At 43.7% G+C, this 21,068-nt stretch carries 23 protein-coding genes; 13 read left to right on the plus strand and 10 right to left on the minus strand.

Annotation, left to right across the window (positions count from 1 at the left end; genetic code table 11):
- Nucleotides 1–6: 6 nt before the first annotated feature.
- The 3 genes from DDR33_RS09330 to rsfS all read right to left on the minus strand — a co-directional run bounded on the left by DDR33_RS09330 (nucleotide 7) and on the right by rsfS (nucleotide 3,312).
- Entirely contained in the window at nucleotides 7–642 is a 636-nt protein-coding gene (locus DDR33_RS09330) for a LutC/YkgG family protein (RefSeq protein ID WP_109415503.1), read from the minus strand.
- 184 nt (nucleotides 643–826) lie between these two features.
- The gene (ftsH, locus tag DDR33_RS09335) at nucleotides 827–2,911 is read right to left on the minus strand and encodes an ATP-dependent zinc metalloprotease FtsH (RefSeq protein ID WP_109415549.1); all 2,085 of its coding nucleotides are present in this window, start codon (nucleotides 2,909–2,911) and stop codon (nucleotides 827–829) included.
- Nucleotides 2,912–2,937: 26 nt separating this feature from the next.
- Complete coding sequence (gene rsfS / locus DDR33_RS09340; protein WP_109415504.1) at nucleotides 2,938–3,312, minus strand: ribosome silencing factor; 375 nt, start codon at nucleotides 3,310–3,312, stop codon at nucleotides 2,938–2,940.
- Between the two features lie 96 nt (nucleotides 3,313–3,408).
- On the opposite strand from rsfS, the gene DDR33_RS09345 reads away from it, so the two are divergent.
- The 4 genes from DDR33_RS09345 (at nucleotide 3,409) to lpcA (ending at nucleotide 7,647) form a co-directional block, all read left to right on the plus strand.
- Complete coding sequence (locus DDR33_RS09345) at nucleotides 3,409–4,125, plus strand: biotin--[acetyl-CoA-carboxylase] ligase (protein ID WP_394341108.1); 717 nt, start codon at nucleotides 3,409–3,411, stop codon at nucleotides 4,123–4,125.
- Between the two features lie 121 nt (nucleotides 4,126–4,246).
- A complete protein-coding gene (pfkA, locus tag DDR33_RS09350) occupies nucleotides 4,247–5,221 on the plus strand; it encodes a 6-phosphofructokinase (RefSeq protein WP_109415550.1) in 975 nt (324 codons plus the stop codon).
- A 17-nt stretch (nucleotides 5,222–5,238) separates the two neighbouring features.
- Nucleotides 5,239–7,080, plus strand: coding sequence for a M2 family metallopeptidase (locus tag DDR33_RS09355; RefSeq protein ID WP_202913697.1), 1,842 nt, complete (start codon nucleotides 5,239–5,241; stop codon nucleotides 7,078–7,080).
- The gene (lpcA, locus tag DDR33_RS09360; protein WP_109415506.1) at nucleotides 7,081–7,647 is read left to right on the plus strand and encodes a D-sedoheptulose 7-phosphate isomerase; all 567 of its coding nucleotides are present in this window, start codon (nucleotides 7,081–7,083) and stop codon (nucleotides 7,645–7,647) included.
- On the opposite strand, the gene DDR33_RS09365 is transcribed toward lpcA, so the two are convergent.
- A complete protein-coding gene (locus DDR33_RS09365; RefSeq protein WP_109415507.1) occupies nucleotides 7,607–8,995 on the minus strand; it encodes a PAS domain-containing protein in 1,389 nt (462 codons plus the stop codon). The two genes, lpcA and DDR33_RS09365, sit on opposite strands and share 41 nt — an antisense overlap.
- Nucleotides 8,996–9,263: 268 nt before the next feature.
- Here DDR33_RS09365 and DDR33_RS09370 point away from each other — a divergent pair, with 268 nt between their 5' ends.
- From DDR33_RS09370 to trmD, 3 genes are all read left to right on the plus strand, one after another.
- Nucleotides 9,264–9,785, plus strand: coding sequence for a 30S ribosomal protein S16 (locus DDR33_RS09370; protein WP_109415508.1), 522 nt, complete (start codon nucleotides 9,264–9,266; stop codon nucleotides 9,783–9,785).
- A 78-nt stretch (nucleotides 9,786–9,863) separates the two neighbouring features.
- A complete protein-coding gene (gene rimM, locus DDR33_RS09375; protein ID WP_109415509.1) occupies nucleotides 9,864–10,385 on the plus strand; it encodes a ribosome maturation factor RimM in 522 nt (173 codons plus the stop codon).
- A gap of 29 nt (nucleotides 10,386–10,414) precedes the next feature.
- The gene (trmD, locus tag DDR33_RS09380; RefSeq protein WP_109415510.1) at nucleotides 10,415–11,089 is read left to right on the plus strand and encodes a tRNA (guanosine(37)-N1)-methyltransferase TrmD; all 675 of its coding nucleotides are present in this window, start codon (nucleotides 10,415–10,417) and stop codon (nucleotides 11,087–11,089) included.
- 84 nt (nucleotides 11,090–11,173) lie between these two features.
- On the opposite strand, the gene DDR33_RS09385 is transcribed toward trmD, so the two are convergent.
- On the minus strand, nucleotides 11,174–11,509 hold the full coding sequence (locus tag DDR33_RS09385) for a hypothetical protein (RefSeq protein ID WP_109415511.1): 336 nt from the start codon (nucleotides 11,507–11,509) through the stop codon (nucleotides 11,174–11,176).
- Between the two features lie 182 nt (nucleotides 11,510–11,691).
- Here DDR33_RS09385 and DDR33_RS09390 point away from each other — a divergent pair, with 182 nt between their 5' ends.
- From DDR33_RS09390 to rplS, 3 genes are all read left to right on the plus strand, one after another.
- The gene (locus DDR33_RS09390) at nucleotides 11,692–11,916 is read left to right on the plus strand and encodes a hypothetical protein (RefSeq protein WP_238387735.1); all 225 of its coding nucleotides are present in this window, start codon (nucleotides 11,692–11,694) and stop codon (nucleotides 11,914–11,916) included.
- Between the two features lies 1 nt (nucleotide 11,917).
- Nucleotides 11,918–12,625 carry an ATP-binding protein gene (locus DDR33_RS09395; protein WP_109415513.1) on the plus strand — a complete coding sequence of 236 codons (708 nt, stop codon included), beginning with the start codon at nucleotides 11,918–11,920 and terminating at the stop codon, nucleotides 12,623–12,625.
- A 115-nt stretch (nucleotides 12,626–12,740) separates the two neighbouring features.
- Nucleotides 12,741–13,088: a 50S ribosomal protein L19 gene (rplS, locus tag DDR33_RS09400; RefSeq protein WP_109415514.1), complete on the plus strand. Its 348-nt coding sequence runs from the start codon at nucleotides 12,741–12,743 to the stop codon at nucleotides 13,086–13,088.
- A 217-nt stretch (nucleotides 13,089–13,305) separates the two neighbouring features.
- On the opposite strand, the gene DDR33_RS09405 is transcribed toward rplS, so the two are convergent.
- The 3 genes from DDR33_RS09405 to DDR33_RS09415 are packed head-to-tail and all read right to left on the minus strand — an operon-like array spanning nucleotide 13,306 to nucleotide 16,738.
- On the minus strand, nucleotides 13,306–13,965 hold the full coding sequence (locus DDR33_RS09405; RefSeq protein WP_109415515.1) for a phosphatidylserine decarboxylase family protein: 660 nt from the start codon (nucleotides 13,963–13,965) through the stop codon (nucleotides 13,306–13,308).
- A 27-nt stretch (nucleotides 13,966–13,992) separates the two neighbouring features.
- Nucleotides 13,993–14,547 carry a hypoxanthine phosphoribosyltransferase gene (gene hpt / locus DDR33_RS09410; RefSeq protein ID WP_109415516.1) on the minus strand — a complete coding sequence of 185 codons (555 nt, stop codon included), beginning with the start codon at nucleotides 14,545–14,547 and terminating at the stop codon, nucleotides 13,993–13,995.
- Nucleotides 14,548–14,599: 52 nt separating this feature from the next.
- On the minus strand, nucleotides 14,600–16,738 hold the full coding sequence (locus tag DDR33_RS09415; protein WP_109415552.1) for a transglycosylase domain-containing protein: 2,139 nt from the start codon (nucleotides 16,736–16,738) through the stop codon (nucleotides 14,600–14,602).
- A 236-nt stretch (nucleotides 16,739–16,974) separates the two neighbouring features.
- On the opposite strand from DDR33_RS09415, the gene DDR33_RS09420 reads away from it, so the two are divergent.
- From DDR33_RS09420 to DDR33_RS09430, 3 genes are all read left to right on the plus strand, one after another.
- The gene (locus DDR33_RS09420) at nucleotides 16,975–18,045 is read left to right on the plus strand and encodes an Mrp/NBP35 family ATP-binding protein (RefSeq protein WP_109415517.1); all 1,071 of its coding nucleotides are present in this window, start codon (nucleotides 16,975–16,977) and stop codon (nucleotides 18,043–18,045) included.
- Nucleotides 18,046–18,082: 37 nt separating this feature from the next.
- Nucleotides 18,083–18,349, plus strand: a complete 267-nt coding sequence (locus DDR33_RS09425) for a NifU family protein (protein ID WP_109415518.1) — start codon at nucleotides 18,083–18,085, stop codon at nucleotides 18,347–18,349.
- Nucleotides 18,350–18,549: 200 nt separating this feature from the next.
- The gene (locus DDR33_RS09430; RefSeq protein WP_109415519.1) at nucleotides 18,550–19,188 is read left to right on the plus strand and encodes a peptidase associated/transthyretin-like domain-containing protein; all 639 of its coding nucleotides are present in this window, start codon (nucleotides 18,550–18,552) and stop codon (nucleotides 19,186–19,188) included.
- Here the strand turns inward: DDR33_RS09430 and def are convergent.
- A complete protein-coding gene (gene def, locus DDR33_RS09435; protein WP_109415520.1) occupies nucleotides 19,185–19,748 on the minus strand; it encodes a peptide deformylase in 564 nt (187 codons plus the stop codon). The genes DDR33_RS09430 and def overlap by 4 nt on opposite strands.
- 46 nt (nucleotides 19,749–19,794) lie before the next feature.
- Entirely contained in the window at nucleotides 19,795–21,036 is a 1,242-nt protein-coding gene (locus DDR33_RS09440) for a M16 family metallopeptidase (RefSeq protein WP_109415521.1), read from the minus strand.
- Between the last annotated feature and the right edge of the window lie 32 nt (nucleotides 21,037–21,068).

Genomic DNA, 21,068 nt, shown 5'->3' on the forward strand with positions numbered 1-21,068 from the left:
CCTTCCCTATCCTTCCAGCAAAAACACAATCAACTCCTTTGGCCCATGTGCGCCAAGAACAAGAGTCTTTTCAATATCAGCTGTCCGGCTCGGTCCGGTTACAATGGATACCATTGACGGAATATTTGTATCATAACGTGCTTTTAGCTGCTTCAGGGCATCTTTCAGATCCGGCACCAACTGCGACGCATAAGCTACAACAATATGATGAGGGGGATAGATACTAAGACGGCGGCCTGCGGCATTGCCATTTGACAAAACAATACTGCCATTTCGGGCAATCAGCGACTCACACAAGGTGATACCAACCTCCGCCTGCATAAAGTCTGTATCAGTACTATAAAAGGGGAACTCAAAATGAGAAAGCAGCTCCTGTAAAGCAGGTTCCCAGCAATATATCTTTCTCCATCCCTTTTCGTCTGCAAGTAAAAGAAGATTTTCTATAAACTGGATCTCATCCTCACAAAACACAAACTTTCCGGCTACCTGGCTAAGTTGTTCGGCGAACATAACCTCCAGATAGTCTCCATAAGGTTCATATACAGGAGCCTCTTCAAGATTGGGATACGGGTTTTCACGTTTCTCAAGTAATGCTTTTCTGATCTTCTTAAGCATTTTTTCTTTAGAGGTAGTATCTTTCATTGAATATTTTGTTTTAATGACTCAGCAACGTTATAAACATCCGCCCGGCCATCGGTTCGTTAATCGCAATAAATACCGGGGGAGAACGCGGCTTCCCGGCCCTGAGCAACAAAAGTCGCAGATATAAGGCTCACATCAAAGAAAAAGCCCCGAAAAAACGGGGCTTTATATATTAAAAATTAAATTAGTCTTTAGGCTCGATGCTTTTGAGCGGTTCTGTCGAATCACCCACCGGCTCAGGATGAAGGTTCTGAGCTACCGGTCCCTGGTCACCCGGATCATCACCATTCACAAACTCATCGTAAGTTGTCCGGTGACTGAACGGGCGCTTGCCAAGTATCTCCTCCAGGTCACTCTGGAAAAGAATTTCCTTCTCAAGCAATTTATTAGCCAGCTTTTCCAGGCCTTCCCTTTTATTTGTAAGTAAATCCTTCGTCTTGGCATAAACAGAGCCAATAAGATTCCTCACTTCCTCATCAATCAGTTCTGCTGTCTTCTCAGAATACGGCTTGTTAAACTGATCCTGCTGGTCATTAAAGGATATATTACCAACCTTCGGGTTCATACCATACAAAGTGATCATGGCATACGAAAGCTTGGTGATGCGTTCCAGGTCATTTTGTGCACCCGTCGAGATCTTACTGAAAACAATATCTTCTGCTACACGCCCGCCCATTGTCATACACATACCGTCAATAAGCTGTTCCGTAGTATACAGGAACTGTTCCTTAGGCAGATACTGGGCATAACCCAGAGCGGCCACTCCACGGGGAACAATAGAAACTTTTACCAGAGGGTCGGCATGTTCAAGAAACCAGCCCGCAATAGCATGACCAGCCTCATGATAAGCCACAATCCGTTTCTCTTCAGGAGAAATAATTTTGTTCTTCTTCTCAAGTCCGCCGATCACGCGGTCTATAGCATCCTGAAAGTCATGCATATCGACAGCCTCTTTATTCTTTCTGGCGGCTATCAGCGCAGCTTCATTACAAACATTCGCAATTTCAGCTCCTGCAAATCCAGGCGTCTGGGCAGAAAGCTTCTTGGCGTCCACATCTTCAGCAAGTTTAATAGGCTTCAGGTGAACTTTAAAAATTTGTTCCCTTCCAACCAGGTCCGGCTTGTCTATGGAAACCTGCCTGTCAAAACGTCCGGGTCTCAGCAAAGCAGAGTCCAGGACGTCAGGCCTGTTCGTTGCCGCCATGATAATGATTCCCGAATCCGTACCGAAACCGTCCATTTCAACAAGTAACTGGTTAAGGGTATTTTCCCGCTCATCATTACCGCCTACAATGTTATTTTTTCCTCTCGCACGTCCAATAGCATCAATCTCATCTATAAAAATGATACAGGGAGCTTTGTCTTTCGCCTGTCGGAAAAGATCTCTCACTCTCGATGCACCAACCCCCACGAACATTTCCACGAAATCGGATCCCGACAGAGAGAAGAACGGCACTTGTGCTTCACCGGCTACAGCTTTCGCAAGCAGTGTTTTCCCGGTACCCGGCGAACCCACCAGCAGAGCCCCCTTGGGGATCTTCCCTCCAAGGTTGGTATACTTCTTAGGATTCTTCAGGAAATCCACGATTTCCATCACCTCCTGCTTCGCTTCCTCAAGACCCGCTACATCATTGAACGTTACCGTAACCTGCGATTCCTTATCAAAAAGAGTCGCCTTTGATTTTCCGATATTGAAGATCTGGCCACCTGCACCGCCACCGGCACCACCCCCCATACGACGCATGATAAATATCCAGAACCCTATAAGAAGCAGTACTGGAAGGATAATGGTCATAAACCAGCCAGCCCAGAAATTCTCTCTGGTATCAAAGAACAACGGTGTCTTTTGCGCATCAGGAAGATCCTTTTGCACATCTCTCAGCTTAGTCTGAAGGGCTTCCAGTGTAGCATCCGTAAACTTATACTGCGGTCCGTTGCCCGACGACATGCTGAAATTCTCAGGCGTCCTGACACTCTTATATTTCGGCTGATTCAGCCGGTCCTTCTTAATATAAACTTCGGCAACAACCAGATCGTTGCTTTTATACGCAACGATCTTCTCTACGTCACCGGGTTTTAACATCTCCGTTTCAAACTTCTGGTAATCAATGCTGGCTATATTTGAAGTGCTGAACAAATACTGAACAGCAAACAAGCCAATAATGATCGCAGCGTAGAGCCACATGATATTAAACCGCGGAGGCTTAGGAACAATTTTTTTCCCGGTTTTCTTTCGGAAGTTCTTTTTATCGGTATCTCTATCTTTCATTTTCTGTTTAGTCATTAAGCCATAGGTCAGGCACTCTGATAATATTTCATTTCTGCGTCTCCCCACAACTCCTCTATACCATAAAACTGACGCTTATCGGTCTTAAATACGTGTACAATCACATCTATATAGTCAAGGAGTATCCATTCGCCATGCTCAAGCCCTTCAACCCGATGCGGAAATTGCCCCGAGACCTTATAAACCTCTTCTTCAACACTTCGCGCTATCGCTTTTACCTGAGTAGCTGATTCTGCATGGCAAACTACGAAATAATCTGCAACCGAACTATGTATATTTCTTAAATCAAGCCTGACAATTTCATTTCCCTTCTTTTCCTGCATCCCGTGTATTGCCAGTTCCGAAAGGTAGGTAGACTCGTTAATAACTTTGTTTTTTACCATTAAAAAAAATTAGTTTTGGATAAAATTAATTAGTACCCGTCTATTTTGCAAAATAACACTTTTTCAAGATTATTTGTTGGGCAAAATATAATTGCCTTGCAGCGTGTGGATTCAACTAACAATTTTCTCAGGAAAGAATTGTCAAAATCCAAGCCAATACCTGAAGGAACTGTAATTATGGCAGAAGACCAGTTCGCCGGACGAGGTCAGCATAACAACACATGGACAAGCGAACCGGGGAAAAACCTCACATTCAGCTTCGTACTTTATCCCGTATTCCTTCCGGCCAGTCAGCAGTTCCTTTTGAATATCGCTGTAAGTATAGCTATTAACGATGCTCTCACCCAAATTATTGGCTCAGCCTGCAAAATTAAATGGCCAAACGATGTTTTCTATCAAGACTCTAAGATCGGAGGCGTTCTTATTGAGAATACTGTCGCCGGTAACCATCTAAAATCTTCCATAGTGGGCATCGGGATAAATGTTAACCAGGTAGAATTTGCTGATTCCATCCAAAATATTACATCCCTTAAGAATATTACAGGCAATTCCTTTAACATCCGCGACCTGATGACAGGCATACTGGAGGCTATAGACCATCGTTACTCTGAACTTAAAGAAGCAAGAAACGAAAACCATTACGGCTTGTATACAGGAAATTTATACCGTTTCAATGAATTGCATAAATTTGTAATAAAAGGTGCAGTACAAAACGGCAGGATCACCGGAATAGATGAAACAGGACATTTAGTGCTGGATATTGACGGAAATCAATATCATTTTGGATTAAAGGAAATCCGGTATATCTTATAGGACAGGCACCTGCATGCGATCTTATAAATTATTAACTAAGGTATTTGAAACCATTTTTCACCAAACATATTAATTATAAAACCCCATGACAGGAACATCCGCTTCTACAAAAAATTCTGATATGAACACCATTAAAACTATAGGCGTTTTTACTTCCGGCGGAGATTCTCCCGGAATGAATGCTGCAATCCGCTCAATTGTAAGAACTGCTTTATATTATAATTTAAACGTAGTAGGGATCACCCGGGGCTACGAAGGAATGATCGCCGGTGAATTCATCCCAATGAGCAGAAAATCTGTCGCCAACATTATACAACGCGGTGGTACTATCCTGAAAACGGCCCGCAGCGAAGCTTTCAAAACCGAAGAGGGAAGAAGAACCGCTTACGAACAGATAAAGAAACAAAACATCGATGCCCTGGTAGCTATTGGGGGAGAAGGAACGTTTACCGGCGCAAATGCCTTTATCAGGGAATTCAATATCCCGGTTGTTGGACTGCCGGGCACAATAGACAACGATCTCATCGGGACAGACTTTACCATAGGATATGACACAGCAATCAATACCGTAATCGATGCGGTCGATAAGATCAGGGACACCGCCGAATCACACGACCGGCTGTTTATCGTCGAGGTGATGGGCAGAGACTCCGGACTTATTGCCCTGCGGAGCGGGATAGGAGTAGGAGCAGAGGCTATCCTGATCCCTGAATCCAAAACTAATATTGACGAATTGTTCAAGCGTCTCGAAGAAGGCAGAAAAGATAAATCTTCCAAAATCATCATAGTAGCTGAAGGCGATGAAATCGGAGGACTGGAAATCGCACAGATGATAAAGGAACGATTCCCGAAATACGATACCAGGCTTTCCATTCTCGGTCACATCCAGAGAGGGGGTAAACCAAGTTGTATGGACCGTGTTCTCGCAAGCCGCTTAGGCATAGCAGCAGTAGAGGCGCTCCTCAATGGCAGAAAAGGAATAATGGTTGGCCTTGTAAACAACAATGTTCACTATACTCCATTTTACAATGCTATTAAGCATCTGTCTGAAGCGGATCCGAACCTTCTGAAAATTGTGAATATATTATCTTTATAAAAAGTATGTTAAAGCAGATGTACAGAAGATGTACTCTTCCACTTCAATACCTCCCCGGCAGCATAAAACTCGCAATGTACGGAGGGCTGATTTTTTTCAATCTTTCCTGCGGCTCAGACAAAAAGCTGCAACAGGAGGCACAGACATTCTTAGGCCAGTACACCCGTGAATACGTACGGCTGTACACGGAATCCTCGGAAGCACAATGGGCCGCCAACACGAAGATCGTGGAGGGAGACAGCACCAATGCCCGTGCGGTTGAACGAACAGGACAGGCCTTTGCCAGCTTTACAGGAAGTGACAGCAACGTTGAAACAGCACAGAAATACCTTGATCAAAAAGACAAACTGACAGAACTCCAGGTAAAGCAATTACAAAAGATAAAATATATCGCTGCTAATAATCCCGCAAGTCTCGCCGATATCATAAAAAAAAGAATAAAAGCAGAGAATACACAGATCGAAAAACTTTACGGGTTTACTTTCAGGATCGACGGAAAACCTGTCTCTGCCAACCAGATCGACGATGTGCTCAAAGACCAAACCAACCTGCCGGCGCGCTTAAAAGCATGGCAGGCAGGGAAAGAGGTAGGGAAAGGGCTGAAAAAAGGCTTAACCGAACTCAGGGATCTGAGGAACCAGACAGTACAGGCATTAGGGTATAAAGATTATTTCGATTATCAGGTATCAGATTACGGCATACCTGCTGATGACATGATGCGCCTGATAAAGAAGATCAACAATGAACTCAGACCGCTTTACAAAGAACTCCACACCTATGCACGCTATGAGCTGGCTAAAAAATACGGAGTAAAAGAAGTGCCCGATTATCTGCCCGCCCACTGGCTTCCCAATCGCTGGGGCCAGGACTGGAGCGCTATGGTGTCTGTCAAAGGGATGAACACAGACTCGGTCCTGAAAACCAAAACACCAGAATGGATCGTCAAAGACGCTGAGGACTTCTACAGGAGTCTCGGTTTCCCGGCTCTTCCTTCCGGCTTTTGGCAAAAATCGAGCCTTTACCCCGTTCCCCCCTCTTCATCTTATAAGAAGAACAACCATGCTTCCGCATGGCATATGGACCTTCAGAACGACGTCAGGAGCCTGATGAGCGTAGAGCCAAATTCAGAGTGGTATGAAACAGCCAATCATGAGCTTGGACATATTTATTATTACCTGACGTATACCAACAAGGATGTCCCGCCCCTCATGAGAGAAGGTGCAAACAGGGCTTATCATGAAGCAATGGGAAGTTTAATGGGCCTGGCTTCCCAGCAATTGCCTTACCTCAAAAAGAAAGCAATCCTGCCGGAGAACACCAGGACAGACCAGGTGCAAACCTTGCTGAAAGAAGCTCTTAACTATGTTGTTTTTATCCCTTTCTCTGCAGGTACAATGACAGAGTTTGAGAAACAGCTTTATGCAGACAAACTTCCCGAAAACCAATACAACAAGGCGTGGTGGGATTTAGCAAAGAAATACCAGGGGATAGAGCCCCCTTCAGCCCGGGGAGAGGAATTCTGCGACGCGGCGACAAAAACTCATATCAATGACGACCCTGCTCAATATTACGACTATGCCCTTTCTTTCGTCATTCTTTTCCAGCTTCATGATCATATTGCAAAAAAGATCCTTCACCAGGACCCTCATGCAACCAATTACTACGGAAACAAGAAAGTAGGCGAATTTCTGAAAGACATCATGCGGCCGGGTGCGAGTAAAGACTGGAATTCTGTTCTTAAAGAAAAAACAGGATCTGATCTTTCAGCAAAACCCATGCTTGACTATTTCTCACCTCTTCTCAAATGGCTTAAGGAGCAAAATAAAGGACGCAAATACACTCTTTCAGAGTCGATATAAATGGAATCAATTAAAAATCACTTCTTAGAAGCACAAACAGTTATCAATGCATTTTTGTCGGATGACGAAAATTTCAGGAAAATAGAAGCAGCAGGAAAACTTCTTTCCGATGCCATCAAAAAAGGGAATAAGATCCTTTCATGCGGAAACGGGGGATCCATGTGCGACGCCATGCATTTCGCGGAAGAATTAAGCGGCCGTTACAGGAACGACCGCAAAGCACTGCCCGCCATGTCAATTTCAGACCCCTCACATATGTCTTGCGTAGGAAATGACTACGGATACGCTTTTGTTTTTTCGAGAATGGTTGAGGCAATCGGTCAGAGCGGAGACGTTCTGCTCGGGATCAGCACCAGCGGAAATTCCGAAAACGTCATTAAAGCAATAGAAGCAGCAAGGCAGAAAGGCATGAAAGTCATTGGGCTTACCGGCAAAGACGGCGGAAAAATGGCCCCCCTTTGCGATGTTGAAATAAGAGCCCCTAAATCAAATTATGCCGACAGGGCTCAGGAAATACACATCAAGGTCATTCATAGTCTGATTGATTTTGTAGAGAGGAATATATAGCCTCATTATCGATCTGGATGGAGTGGCTCTTTTCCACAATTTTATGGATCACCCCGTCCAGCTCGTTTATCGTGTCTTCGATATATCCTATGATCTCACCGTTGAAAGGATCAGACAGGTTAGCTTTGTTGAAAATATTGATCAAACCCATTAAAGAGGTAACCGGTCCGCGTATCTCGTGGGAGGCAAGGGCCACTACCTCTTTAAGTTCAATATTCTGTAAGATCAACCTTTTTTCAGCCTCCAGTTTTCTTTGAATATCACGTCCGACACATACAACTCCTATTATCTCATGCTCGTTCATAATAGGCAGCATCCTTATTTCAAACGTTTTCTTCCCTCCCCGGGATGTCGTCATATTAAAGAGCAGCCGTTCTCCCTTCAACACCCTGTCATAGTTCTTTTTCCAGTGCTCCACTTCGCGTTTCGGAACGGAAGGATCAAAAACAGAATCACCTCCAAGAAGCTTTTTGCCAAACAGGAACTCAACCGACCTTTGAAAAGAAAGATTTGAAGACAGCAACCGGTAATTCCGGTCTACCGACCAGATAAGATCATTGATATTGTTAATCAAAGCGTCCAGTTTCCGCTTGGCAATGACTATTTCCTTTTGATTCCTCACCTGGGATGTAATATCATGCACCATCACGATCTCTGCCTTCTGTTCCTTATATATAGTTGAATACCCGGAGATATTGACATACAAAAGTTGCCCTTTCTTTGTGTAGTGCCGCCAGCCCTTTGAATGTGAATAACGACCGAGCTTGCCTACGGTTGCACGTAATTTCTCTACATCTTCTGCCGGTCGTATATCCGCAAGCGTCATTGATAAAAACTCTTCTTCACTATAGCCATATTTGTCTATTGCGGCCCTGTTCACTGCCAGGAATCTCAGGGTTTCCGTATTATAAATCCATAATGGATTAGGGTTGTTGTCAAAAAGTGACCGGTAGATATATTCGGATTGGGCCAGCTTTAATTCAGCCTCCTTTTTTTCAGTAATATCAGATAGTATCCCGGTAATAACCTCAAGTTTTCCCTTATTGTCTGCTACAGGAGATCTCTTATCACTCACCCACCTGACAAGGCTGCCAACAAGAATCCTGTATTCTATTTCGACGCTTTCACCCAGGTATAGCCTGCCCATTTTTTTATCTACAAAACTGTAGTCGTCGGGATGAACCAGCCTCCGCCATATAAACGGGTTATCTTTTAACACATCCAAAGACGTGCCGTATATATCGGCCAGCCGTTGATTCACATATCTGAATTGCTGACTGATTACATCAAAACACCAGACTGCATCGTTTAAAAAGGACAAAAAATCATACTGACTCTCCATATCCATAATTCTCACCTTTAAAGTTCGGTTCCCTCAGCTCCGCCTTTAATTATATTCCCGGGGTCACACCGCCTGGTTCAAAAAAACACAACGAATGGAGGACCGCCCTTGCCTGCATCATTTTCGATTTATAAGTAATACGATTTACAAGCATTATGTTTTATATTGATAATCACTAAAATAATCATTTTATTCCCCTGGTTTTATTATCTTTGCATCCCCGCAGAAGGAGACTCCGGGAACTATGTTGAATACATAAATACTAAAATTAAAAATGGCAACTAAAATTAGATTGCAAAGACACGGTAAAAAGGGCAAACCTTTTTACTACGTAGTGGTGGCAGATTCACGTGCTCCGAGAGATGGTCGTTTTATTGAACGTTTAGGTTCTTACAACCCGAACACCAACCCTGCAACTATCGATATCAACTTCGATAAAGCTTTGGATTGGATGAACAAAGGGGCTCAGCCAACTGACACCTGCCGTGCAATCCTTTCTTACAAAGGTGTTCTTTACAAGAAACACCTCGAAGGCGGAGTGAAAAAAGGAGCTCTGACCGAAGAACAGGCAGAAGCAAAATTCAATGAATGGCAGCAGGGCAAGGAAGGAAAGATCCAGGGCAAAAAAGAAGGATTACTTTCATCCAAAGAAGAAGCAAGGAAAGCTGCCTTAGCTGCTGAAGCTAAGAAAAAAGCAGACAGAGCTGCTGCTATCGCTGCTAAAAACACACCTCCTGCAGAAGAAACTACTGAAGAAGCAACCGAAGAAGCTCCTGCAGACGAAAACGCAGAATAGGTTTCATTTAACCTCATTTGATGTCATCCGGATCCGAAGCCGCCAAGCATTGGATCGGATGACATTTTTATTTGTACCATGAAGATTGAAGAAAGCTTTTATATAGGGTATATCACTAAAACAAAAGGACTAAAGGGAGAGATCCAGGTCTATTTCGAGTACGATGAATTTGACGAGCTTACTTTTAGCTTACTGTATATAGAGATAAACGGCAAGCTGGTGCCCTTCTTTGTCTCATCCTCTAAGTTACAGCAAAACAAAACCGGCTATTTCTTCCTGGAGGATATCGACACGATTGAAAAAGCTGAAAAGCTCGTAAAGAAGAAAATCTATCTTCCCAATTCCGAAAAACCTCTGAAAAACGAGGATGAATTCTATTACACCGACCTCAAAGGATTTATAGCACACGACACAAAACTGGGTGAACTTGGCGAAATAACAGATGTCCTGGAGTATCCCCAGCAATTTATCGCTGTAGTAACCTATAATTTTCGCGAAGTAATGTTTCCTCTCAATGATGATATCATCGCTTCAATTGATGAAGAGGAGGGTACAATTGAACTGACTCTGCCCGAAGGCTTAATAGACATATATTCCTGACCAGCCGGTCTTACACTTACTTTTGTAACATGCGATTCGACATTATCACGGTCCTCCCAGGTTTGCTTGAAAGCCCCTTTGCTCATTCCATACTTCAGAGGGCACAGAAAAAAGGACTTTCCGAAATCATCGTTCACAATCTCCGCGACTACTCTTTAAGCAAACATAAAAACGTAGACGACTATCCTTATGGTGGCGGAAGCGGGATGGTAATGTCAATTGAACCTTTTGCAGCCTGCATTGAAAGCCTCATGAACGAAAGGCACTATGACGAAGTGATCTTCATGACACCCGACGGGAAAACCCTGAATCAGACAATGGCTAATGAACTGTCAGGCTTTACGAATATCATGATCCTATGCGGGCATTATAAAGGAATCGACCAGAGGATACGCGACTTATTTGTAACACGTGAAATATCTATCGGCGATTACGTCTTGTCAGGAGGCGAATTGCCTGCTGCCGTCCTCGTTGATGCAATAGTACGCTTACTCCCGGGCGTGTTGTCCGACGAAACCTCAGCACTGTCCGACTCCTTCCAGGGAGAACTTCTGGATGCACCGGTCTATACCCGGCCGGCAGACTGGCGTGGAAACAAAGTCCCGGATATCCTCCTTAGCGGAAACCAGGCAAAAATCGATGAGTGGAGATACGAACAGGCACTGGAGCGGACCCGGCAAAGAAGACCGGATCTTTTGAAATAAACGACCTGCAACCATTTATTCCGAAAAAGGATATACCAAAACATTCAGCCCCCATGGCAAATTAATTATGTGCAATAGTATAAACTATTCGCTCTTCGTGATAAGGTTGATAATTCGCTCCTTATCCTTAAGCTGCCCCTTTAAAGCCTCTATTACTTCCCTGCACGAAGCCAGTTCACTCTTCAGGCCTCCATACTGAACTTTATCTTCTGAAGCGATACTATCCGGAGCGTGCTCACTGAAAAACACCGAAACCGGCACATCCAGAACAGTAGACATACGCTTGAGGTCATTATACTTTATCGACCCCTTAATCAGACTTAACCTCAATCCCTCACTGGTCATGTCCATCTGACCGGCAAGCCATGAAAGAGGACGGCTATGTTCCTTAAGAAGTTTGTCAACGATATTTTTTAGCATTTCAGATCAAAAATATTTGGTAATAAATAAAATTAGTTCTACTTTTAGTGACAAGACTTAGACAACTTTTTTTGGAGAACCAACCCAAAATATTAGTTTAGAGCTCCAATATTTTGGTGTAAATATACAAATGTTTCAAGATGTATAAATACCGCATAAACGATCTTTTATCTGAACTTCCAATGAAAGATTACCATAAAGCACTCAAAATAATACCCAAGGCACTTGGAATATCTCCCAATACCTTTTCAAATTACCGGAACATCCGTATATCGGAAGACAAGGATATTCCCCATCAGAAAGCCATTCTTCTTGAAAAAATATTCGGACTAAATCCCGGAGAATTATTAAACGCCGAGATTCACTACAAACCGATCAGTCAGCTTATTAAAGAATACTACGAATAACATGAGCCGTTTTAAGCCTGAACACACCGGCAGCCTTTCACATAAGATCATTGAAATGATCATTCATGACATTAAGATACCCCTGGATTGCCTGGCCGACAATATCCGGAAGCTGAAACACCAAACTTACAGCCACCCGGAATTAAACAGCCCCCTTTCAGATTTAATCTCACATGTAGGAGCCTCCCGGAACCTGATGGACAACATCCTCTCGTGGTCAAAATTGTTTATTCATAATGGCAACGACATAAAACAACCAGTATTAATAAAATTGCAGACAGATCTCATCCTTCAGTCAATGAGATATCTCGCGTCAGAAAGACATCTTACCATCAGTAATCTTGTACCGGAGTTGCCTCAGGTCCGCATCAATCTTCCGGTATTCGAATTTGTATTCAGAAATATGCTCATTCGTGCCATCAATGAATGCGAAAGCTCCGGACTTATCCGGATAAATCTTAAGCTGGAAAATAAACAGCTCATTATGAGAATCTCCAGCACGAACATCTCGTCGCTGATCCCGGCATCCAAACAAGACGGAAAAGGCATATACGAGACCTCCCGGCAGGAATCCATGACGCTACAGGATAAAATATCCCTCGATCTTTGCAATGAATTGCTAAATCAGCACAAAGGAAAAATGTGGGCAAAAAGAGAAACCCTGCATACCAGATCGGCTTATTTCAGCATTCCCGCTATCATCGAATAAAAATCGTATAATTTTGCAGATCACTCTTTTATAATTAATTTTTTTTTCCTAATATTGCACTCCGAAAAAAAGGAAGCGGTCATTAGAGGTTAATACCGTTTAATTACTTGAAATCATGGATTTAGTAAAATTTGTTGAAGAGCAGGCTGTAGCCAGGAAAGAAGTGCCTGCATTCAAATCTGGCGATACAGTAAGTGTGCACTATAAAATCCGCGAAGGAAACAAGGAGCGTATCCAGATTTACCAGGGCGTTGTTATTCAGCGTAATGGTGTCGGAGCAACAGAAACATTTACTGTAAGAAAAGTTTCAAATGGTGTGGGCGTTGAACGTATTTTCCCTGTCAACTCTCCTAACATCGATAAAGTTGTAGTTAACAGCTACGGTAAAGTTCGCAGAGCTAAGCTCTTCTACCTGCGTTCATTAACTGGTAAAGCTGCCCGTATCAAAACCAAGAGAGTTTAATTACTTTACACACATAAAAAAAGCCTGTTCGGATTGCGGACAGGCTTTTTTTATGTGCAGGCAGTCTCTAAACATATCCGGACAATGGCCCTGTCCAGAAGGTATCACAGGTCAATGCTACCCCTTAAGCGCTATATAAGATTCCATAAAAAAACCTCAATCCCGGTATCGGATTGAGGTTTTTTTATGGATTAACCTGTTTAAATTACAACAGAGATTATTTAAAGGTCGCTAGCACTGTGATTCCCCCCTTCACCACATCTCCAAGGCTTACATTCACCTCCGTACCGGCAGGTAAAAAAACATCCACCCTCGATCCGAACTTAATAAAGCCAAACTGATCCCCCTGAACCACTTCATCTCCTTCTTTTACATACCAAACGATGCGACGTGCCAGGGCACCGGCAATCTGCCTGAACAATACCGGAATACCAGCCTTACTTTCCACTACTACAGTCGTCCTTTCATTATCGGTAGAAGATTTGGGATCCCATGCAACCAGGTACTTCCCCGGATGATATTTAAAATACTGAACGATTCCCGACACCGGGTTGCGGTTTACGTGCACATTAACAGGCGACATAAACACAGAAATCTGAAGCCTTCTGTCCCGAAAATATTCATTTTCTTCTGTCTCTTCTATTACCACTACCTTCCCGTCAGCAGGGCAAATTACCTGTCTGTCATTGAGAGAAGTTACCCGCCGCGGGTGCCTGAAGAACTGGAGTACAATCACAAAAAGCAAAAACGAAAGCACATATATTGCCCAGATCACCATTCCGTGATCCGACCAGAAGTAATGCGCTATTGCATTGATAATAAAAATCACAAGAACAGTTAGTGCAATAGAGGTATAACCTTCTTTATGTATGGTCATTGGAGTTAATTTAAAAACTAAAAACGGCTAAGTTTCACTTGGAGCAGAAACAAACCGGTAAATATCCCTGAGATTCCTTCCCAGCCCTTTATAGTCAAGGCCGTAACCCACTACAAACTCATTGGGTATCTCAAATCCGACATACGCAATTTCCTCCAGTTCGCGCTGAAGGGATTGCGGCTTAAGTAATAATGTACAGATCGCGATCGAAGCGGCTTCCTTTTCCTTTAAAACATCCACAAGATAACTGAGCGTTATTCCCGTATCCACAATATCTTCCACGATCACCACATCTCTCCCCTTAAGATCGATATCCAGCCCGATCACACTTTTAACAGTACCGGATGTTGTATCCTGCCCATGATAAGAAGACACCTTAATAAAGCTTATTTCTGCGGGAATATGTACCTCTTTCATTAAATCGGCCATAAACAGAAAGCTTCCGTTCAGCACACCAATAAATACAGGAACGCGCTTCTCATAATCCACATTCAACTGAATTCCCAGAAGTCGCGTACGCTTCTTTATTTGTTCGTATTCAAGGAAACAGCTGAACTCCTTGTCTTCTATCTGTACTTTCATTTAAAAACACTTATTGCATCCGCAGGCGGTGAAAGCGGCAAAGTTAGCATTTTTAACTCTCATTATCGCGTTTATCCTCACGTTCCTTTCGCTTCAGTTCCCGCCGCAGCTTCCGTTTCTCCGATCTGGACATGGTCGTATCCTCTTTAATAGCCTGCAGCCGGGTCTCCAGTCCGATATCGAGCGTGTCGGGCTTCCTGTCCGGCAGGATATCCTGGAATAATCCATTATTAATACCATCCTCGTCATACAGCGAGTCAATCATACTGGTATCCGCAGGAGCGATCTGCCTCCGCAAGCTCTCTTTTAATCTCACATTATAAAAACCATAAGCATTGGTGTCACGCACGGCCAATCCGCGTGATGCCATTAAGTTTCCGATCAGCCTGAAATATCCGCGCAGGCTGGTCCGCAAACTCCCGTCCGCCTGGAAAAAATACAGTGATGATTTAGGACGGGGAATAATATTCGCCAGAAAAAGAGATTCGCCAAGCGTCAGATCCGATGGCCTCTTATCAAAATAATATCTCGATGCCTCCCCAATACCATATACGTTCCTGCCCCACTCGATGAGATTCAGATACACCTCAAACATCCTGCGCTTTGTAGACACCCGGTTGTTCTCTATCAGCCACACGATCAGCATTTCCTCAATCTTTCGGGCAAGAGTCTTCTGACGGTTAAGGAACACATTCTTCACAAGCTGCATAGAAATAGTGCTCCCCCCGCGCTTAAATGCCTTTTCTTTAAAGTTTGTGGCAATCGATCTGCGAATCGATTTCTCAACGAACCCCCTGTGAGAAAAGAAAGAAGGGTCCTCCGCTGTAAGAACGGCATTCCTCAAATCAGGCGAGATCTCGTCAATAGGAGTGAAATCGGGATTCTGAGGGCCTATAACGATGTCCCTCATAGGCTTGCCATACTCATACGGAGTGTACACGAAAGGAGAGTTGATCTTCCCCAGATCGGTCTTACCCCATTTAACAATCCGGAAACCTATCGGATTCAGCAAAGAACTGAACCTCACGCTGTCCGGCTGCTTCTCATCCAGGTAAAAATCCATCTGATACTGAAGCTTTCCCGCCACCTTTATGCCTTCAAGAGATTCGAAAAGACCCGAAGGGAACGAATCAAAACCCTGCTGTGCATCCAGCTCATTTGTCTTCAGTTTAAGCTCATAAACCTTGGAAGGTGATAGGGTATACTTTATAAATGGATTAATGTCGATATTCTTAAGATGGATCACCGACGAACTGTCAACCGATACATAGTTCTCCCCGATAAGCAGATCAGCATCGATCGAACCATCCGGAACCACGATATCATTCGCCGCAATTTTGGGATGGTTTATCAACAGGTTCTTTATCGCCCACGACCCGTAAATATGGAACTCATCCCCGCTCTTCCTGGTATTCTTCAGCTGGGTATACACCGTATCAAAGCTAAGCTTCAGACCAAGCTTTTGTTCGATCACAGGGAGTTCCACCTTTTTCCCCTCTGCATATAACTTAAAATCCAGCTTCTGGTCTGATGGCGCCACCATCCCCTCCACATGCCAGACTGATTCGTTATTATTAACCAGGATCCGTGATTTCAGCTCCCCGTCATCAATGGTTGCAGAAGGCACAAAAAACCTCATTTGTTCCTTATCCCGGATGAAAAGCAACTCAAAGTTCCTGATATCCATTTCATCGGGGATCTTATACAGTACCTGGTTCAGAAGATTATTTGCCAGCTCTGCATAATTAGCTTTTCCTTTTACCTGCGTACTGTCCTCATTCTTCTTTTTGAAAAGGAAATCGTAGTTTCTGAGACTGTCTCTTTTAACAATACTGACCTTCGCGCTTTTAAGCTTCAACCCCGCCAGTTTAATGTCACCGAGTAAAAGAGGCATCAGCCGCACCTTCACATGCAGATCCTCGATATGCAAAAGACTGTCCCGGTTTTCTGGGACTACAGAAATATCCGAAAAGGCAATGGTACTCAATCCCTCAAAATGAGGGTTCTCAATAGTCAGGTTCAGATTATATTCTCTTTTCGCCTTGTTTTTCGCTTTTTGAACCACCGTTTTAAGTATCGCCTCCCGTTTCGAGTACGCGATAAAACCACCAATCAGGGCAATAACTAACAGACTTGCGAAAACAATACCAGCTATTTTAATATATTTTGAATACTTCGAGGGTATGTGCATGTATACAACAGCTTTAAGATCACCAGGATCCACCAAAAAAACTTCAAATGAAGATGTTTTACTTCTAACCCGTAAATATCACTAAAAACACGAATCAATCAAGAGTGGTTTCATAAATTTAACAAGTCAGCACTTTTCTTCGTCAGGGTGCAGGCAAAGTAAATTTTAATATGTTGTTTCTGTGAAACTTAAAGCCGAAAATTTCTATATGTTTGCGCTTTAATTTGTTCGCGACGATGATTACAAAAGAAGATGTTTTAAATGCCCTTCGTCATGTGGAAGAACCTGATCTTAAGAAAGATCTGGTAACACTCAATATGATTGAAGATATAAAAATTGACGGAGAAAATGTAAGTTTCACAGTCGTTCTTACTACTCCGGCCTGCCCCTTAAAAGGCCTGATTGAAAATGCATGCCGCAACGCTATCGCTCATTTCATCAGTGCAGAAGCCGTTGTCGAGGTAAAAATGACATCACGGGTGACCACACAAAAGAACCAGCCCCTCACAAACATCCAGAACATTATCCTGGTAGCTTCGGGAAAGGGAGGTGTAGGAAAATCTACGGTATCAGCCAATCTCGCTCTTGGATTATCTAAAACCGGGGCAAAGGTAGGCCTGATAGATGCCGATATATATGGCCCCTCTATTCCCATTATGTTTGGGCTGGAAGGTACCAAGCCTTTTGCGGTAGAGGTAGAAGGCAAAACGAAAATTGTGCCGGTAGAAAAATATGGCGTCAAAGTTCTGTCCATTGGTTTCTTCACCGATCCGGATCAGCCGGTGCCATGGCGCGGCCCGATGGCTTCAAATGCAGTTAAACAACTTTTCAATGATGCAGAATGGGGCGAACTGGATTACCTGGTGGTAGACCTTCCTCCCGGGACCGGTGATATCCATATAACACTAAGCCAGACTTACCCTGTGGCCGGCGCCGTAATCGTCACCACCCCGCAGAACGTAGCCCTTGCCGATACAAAAAAAGGAATAGGCATGTTCATGATGAATTCCATCAATGTACCTCTTCTGGGGGTAGTAGAAAACATGTCTTATTTCAGTCCGGCAGAATTGCCGCAAAACAAATACTACATTTTCGGAAAGGGTGGCGGCAGAACAATTGCAGAGCAGTTTAATGCACCATTCCTGGGCGAAATTCCTCTTGTACAGAGCATCAGCGAAGCCGGAGACTCAGGAGAACCCGTTATCCTCCAGGAAAACAATCCCCTGTCTGAAGCATTTATAAGCGTAGCGGAAAAGGTCGCCCAGCAGATCTCTATCCAGAACGCCCGGGAAGTAAAAGAGGTTTAATTAAAATTATTTAGTATTTTTAAAAAAATTATTTGATATGGACTTGTTGCAAAAAGTGGAGAGTGCATTAGATACGATCAGGCCCTATCTCGAAGCGGATGGAGGAAACGTATCTGTAGAGGAGATTACTTCAGATAATGTCGTAAAGATCAAGCTGCTTGGAGCCTGCGGATCCTGCCCTATGAGTTTTATGACCATGAAGGCGGGCATTGAACAGGCTGTCAAAAGAGCAGTGCCTGAAGTAAATGGAATAGAAGCAGTAAACCTGACTGATATTGATGACCCCAATGCCGTGATGCCTTAAAAGGCAAATCACGCTGAAATATTTAGAAAGCGGTAACGTTAATAACGTATCCGCTTTTCTATTTTAGAAGCAAATTTAAAAGCAAACACCGATTCTGTTCCGACCGTTCCTTTGTAAAAATTCTGCGAATGATCAGAACAAGATCGCATTTTAACAGTATTTAACGAAAGAGTTGCATAATTTTTGGTAGGTTTACGACGATGAAACACTTGCTGACAATATTGGCCGTCATCATAGCACTGAGCTCCGCAGAGGCTCAGGAGCGGCCTCTTGTCCAGTTTTCAGGTATAATTTACAATGTAGATTCGAATGTAGTGGTACCCTATGTATCAGTCACCAACAAAAGCGACAGGTACAAGGCTTTCTCAGCCAACTACCAGGGATATTTCTCTTTTGTGGCGCATGAAGGAGACACGGTTATCTTCAGCGCAGTAGGGTACAGAAAAGAGGCAATTGTAATTCCCGACAACCTGTCCGACAAAAGCTATACGGTAGTAGTGAAGATGAAAGCCCAGGTGATCAACCTTCCGACAGTCACTGTTCTGCCATGGGCAAGCGTTGATCAGTTCAATAAAGAATTCATGGCCCTGAAGTTCGCGGATGATGATATGGAAATAGCAAGAAAGAATGTAACGCGGACATCACTGCTGGCGATAGCCCGCGAGCTTCCGCGCGACGGCCAGGAAATGCGCGGTATTAACTTCCAGAATAACCACGTAGCGCTAACAAATAAAGCTATTAACCAGCGCTATGCTAATCCTCTTCTCAATCCGTTTGCCTGGGGATCATTCATACAGCAGATCCTTCAGGGCGACAAAAGAAGAGGCGATTCAAATTAACGCCTCTTAGATCCGGCAGGAAATTTCATTTTATAAGTCACCTTAACAGCACCGCGCGAAATCGCGTCAAGCCTGCTTTTAATCATTGCTCTTCTCAGGGGACTAAGCTTATCCGTAAAGAGCTTGCCCTCAGTGTGATCATATTCGTGCTGAATCACCCTTGCTGCAAGCCCGGTGAACGTTTCTTCATGATGCTCCCATTTCTCATCATAATAGGAAAGCTTTATCGTATCCAGCCTTTTTACATCTTCACGAACATCCGGAATGCTGAGGCATCCCTCATTGAAGTCCCATAAAGACCCCGATTCCTCCAGCATTTGAGCATTTATAAATACCTTTTTAAAATCTTCAAGTCCGGGTTCTTCTTTATCCGTTATGTCAATTACAAAAAGCCTTATGGAAAGTCCTATCTGCGGAGCCGCTAGTCCAACGCCATTGGCACCATACATTGTATCGAACATATCATTGATCAACTTAGGAAGTTCCGGATATTCAGGAGAAATCTCGTCAGCTTTCTTCTTTAAAACAGGATCGCCATAAGCTACTATTGGTAATTTCATTCTGCAAATATAAAATTATTCTCCCTTATGAATTGTCAGGCGGCATTCAATTAGCCTCCATTTCATCCCCCGGCTCGAACAACAGGGTACTAAGCTGCGCCGGATCAAAGATCTCATTGGCAATATCAGAAATACCGGACTCACTAACCCTGTTCACCCTCGCAAAAACCTCCTCCAGGGTGTCCACCCTGCCATAATCCACCAGGCTCTTAGCCATCGCAATAATCAGGCTCAGGCGATTATCCTCACCAAGGGCTATAAGTCCGTTAAACTTCTTCTTTGCCCGGTCGAGAACAGTCCCTTTTACCCCCCCTTCCCTCAATTGCTTCAGTTGCTTGTGAACCAGGGAAAGAGCCTTCTCTGTTTTCTCCGCATCAGTACCAAAATAGATTGTAAAAATGCCGGTATCAGAAAAAGGAGTATAATTAGACTCAATGGTATACGCAATTCCATATTTTTCCCTGATTGTCAGGTTCAGCAGTGAACTCATACCGGATCCTCCCAGGATGTTATTCAAAAGCATCAGCCCTGTCTTATTCTGATCATGAAACGAGTATGCACCGCTGCCCAAAACGCAGTGTGTCTGGGCGATAGGCTTTTGAACCCTGTTAGTTCCGGCATGACAAACAGGAGGAGTCCTGTTGAGCGTACCGCTATGGTGAGGCACTTCACTAAAATACCTGCTGAACAACTTTGTAAGCTCCTTAAAGCTATATCCGCCTGATACTCCAATCACAATATCCTCCGTATTATATCCGGCAGAGATAAATGAACGGATATCATCAACCTTCAGAGCCTCAACCGAGGCCGGTGTGCCCAGGATATTTCTGCCCAAAGCATGCCCTTTGAAAAGCATATCCTCAAAGTCGTCCTGAATTGCTTCTTCTGGCTGATCCTGGTAAGAAGCAATCTCGTCCAGGATTACACTTTTCTCCTTATCCATTTCCTTTTCGGGAAACGTTGAATGAAAAACAAGATCTTCAAACAGATCAAAAGCACGGCCAAGGTACTGTTTAAGAAAAGATGCGTGGATACAGGTATATTCTTTGGTGGTGTAGGCATTCAGATCTCCCCCTACCGCTTCCAGATAATTCAGTATCTGGTTCGTACTGCGTTTCTCCGTACGCTTAAAAAGAAGATGCTCGATGAAATGAGCCAGTCCGTCTTTGCCTTCCGGTTCATCCCGGGAACCTGTATTAATAATAATGCAGGCATGTGTAATAGTCGATTCATAAGGCTTGTATAAAAGCCTGATACCGTTGGGCAATGTAAAAACCTGATAATCCATTGGAGTGCAAAAGTAATGATTGGCAGCCGGAT

The organism is Pararcticibacter amylolyticus (assembly GCF_003130405.1).
In the GTDB taxonomy this organism is placed as follows: domain Bacteria; phylum Bacteroidota; class Bacteroidia; order Sphingobacteriales; family Sphingobacteriaceae; genus Arcticibacter; species Arcticibacter amylolyticus.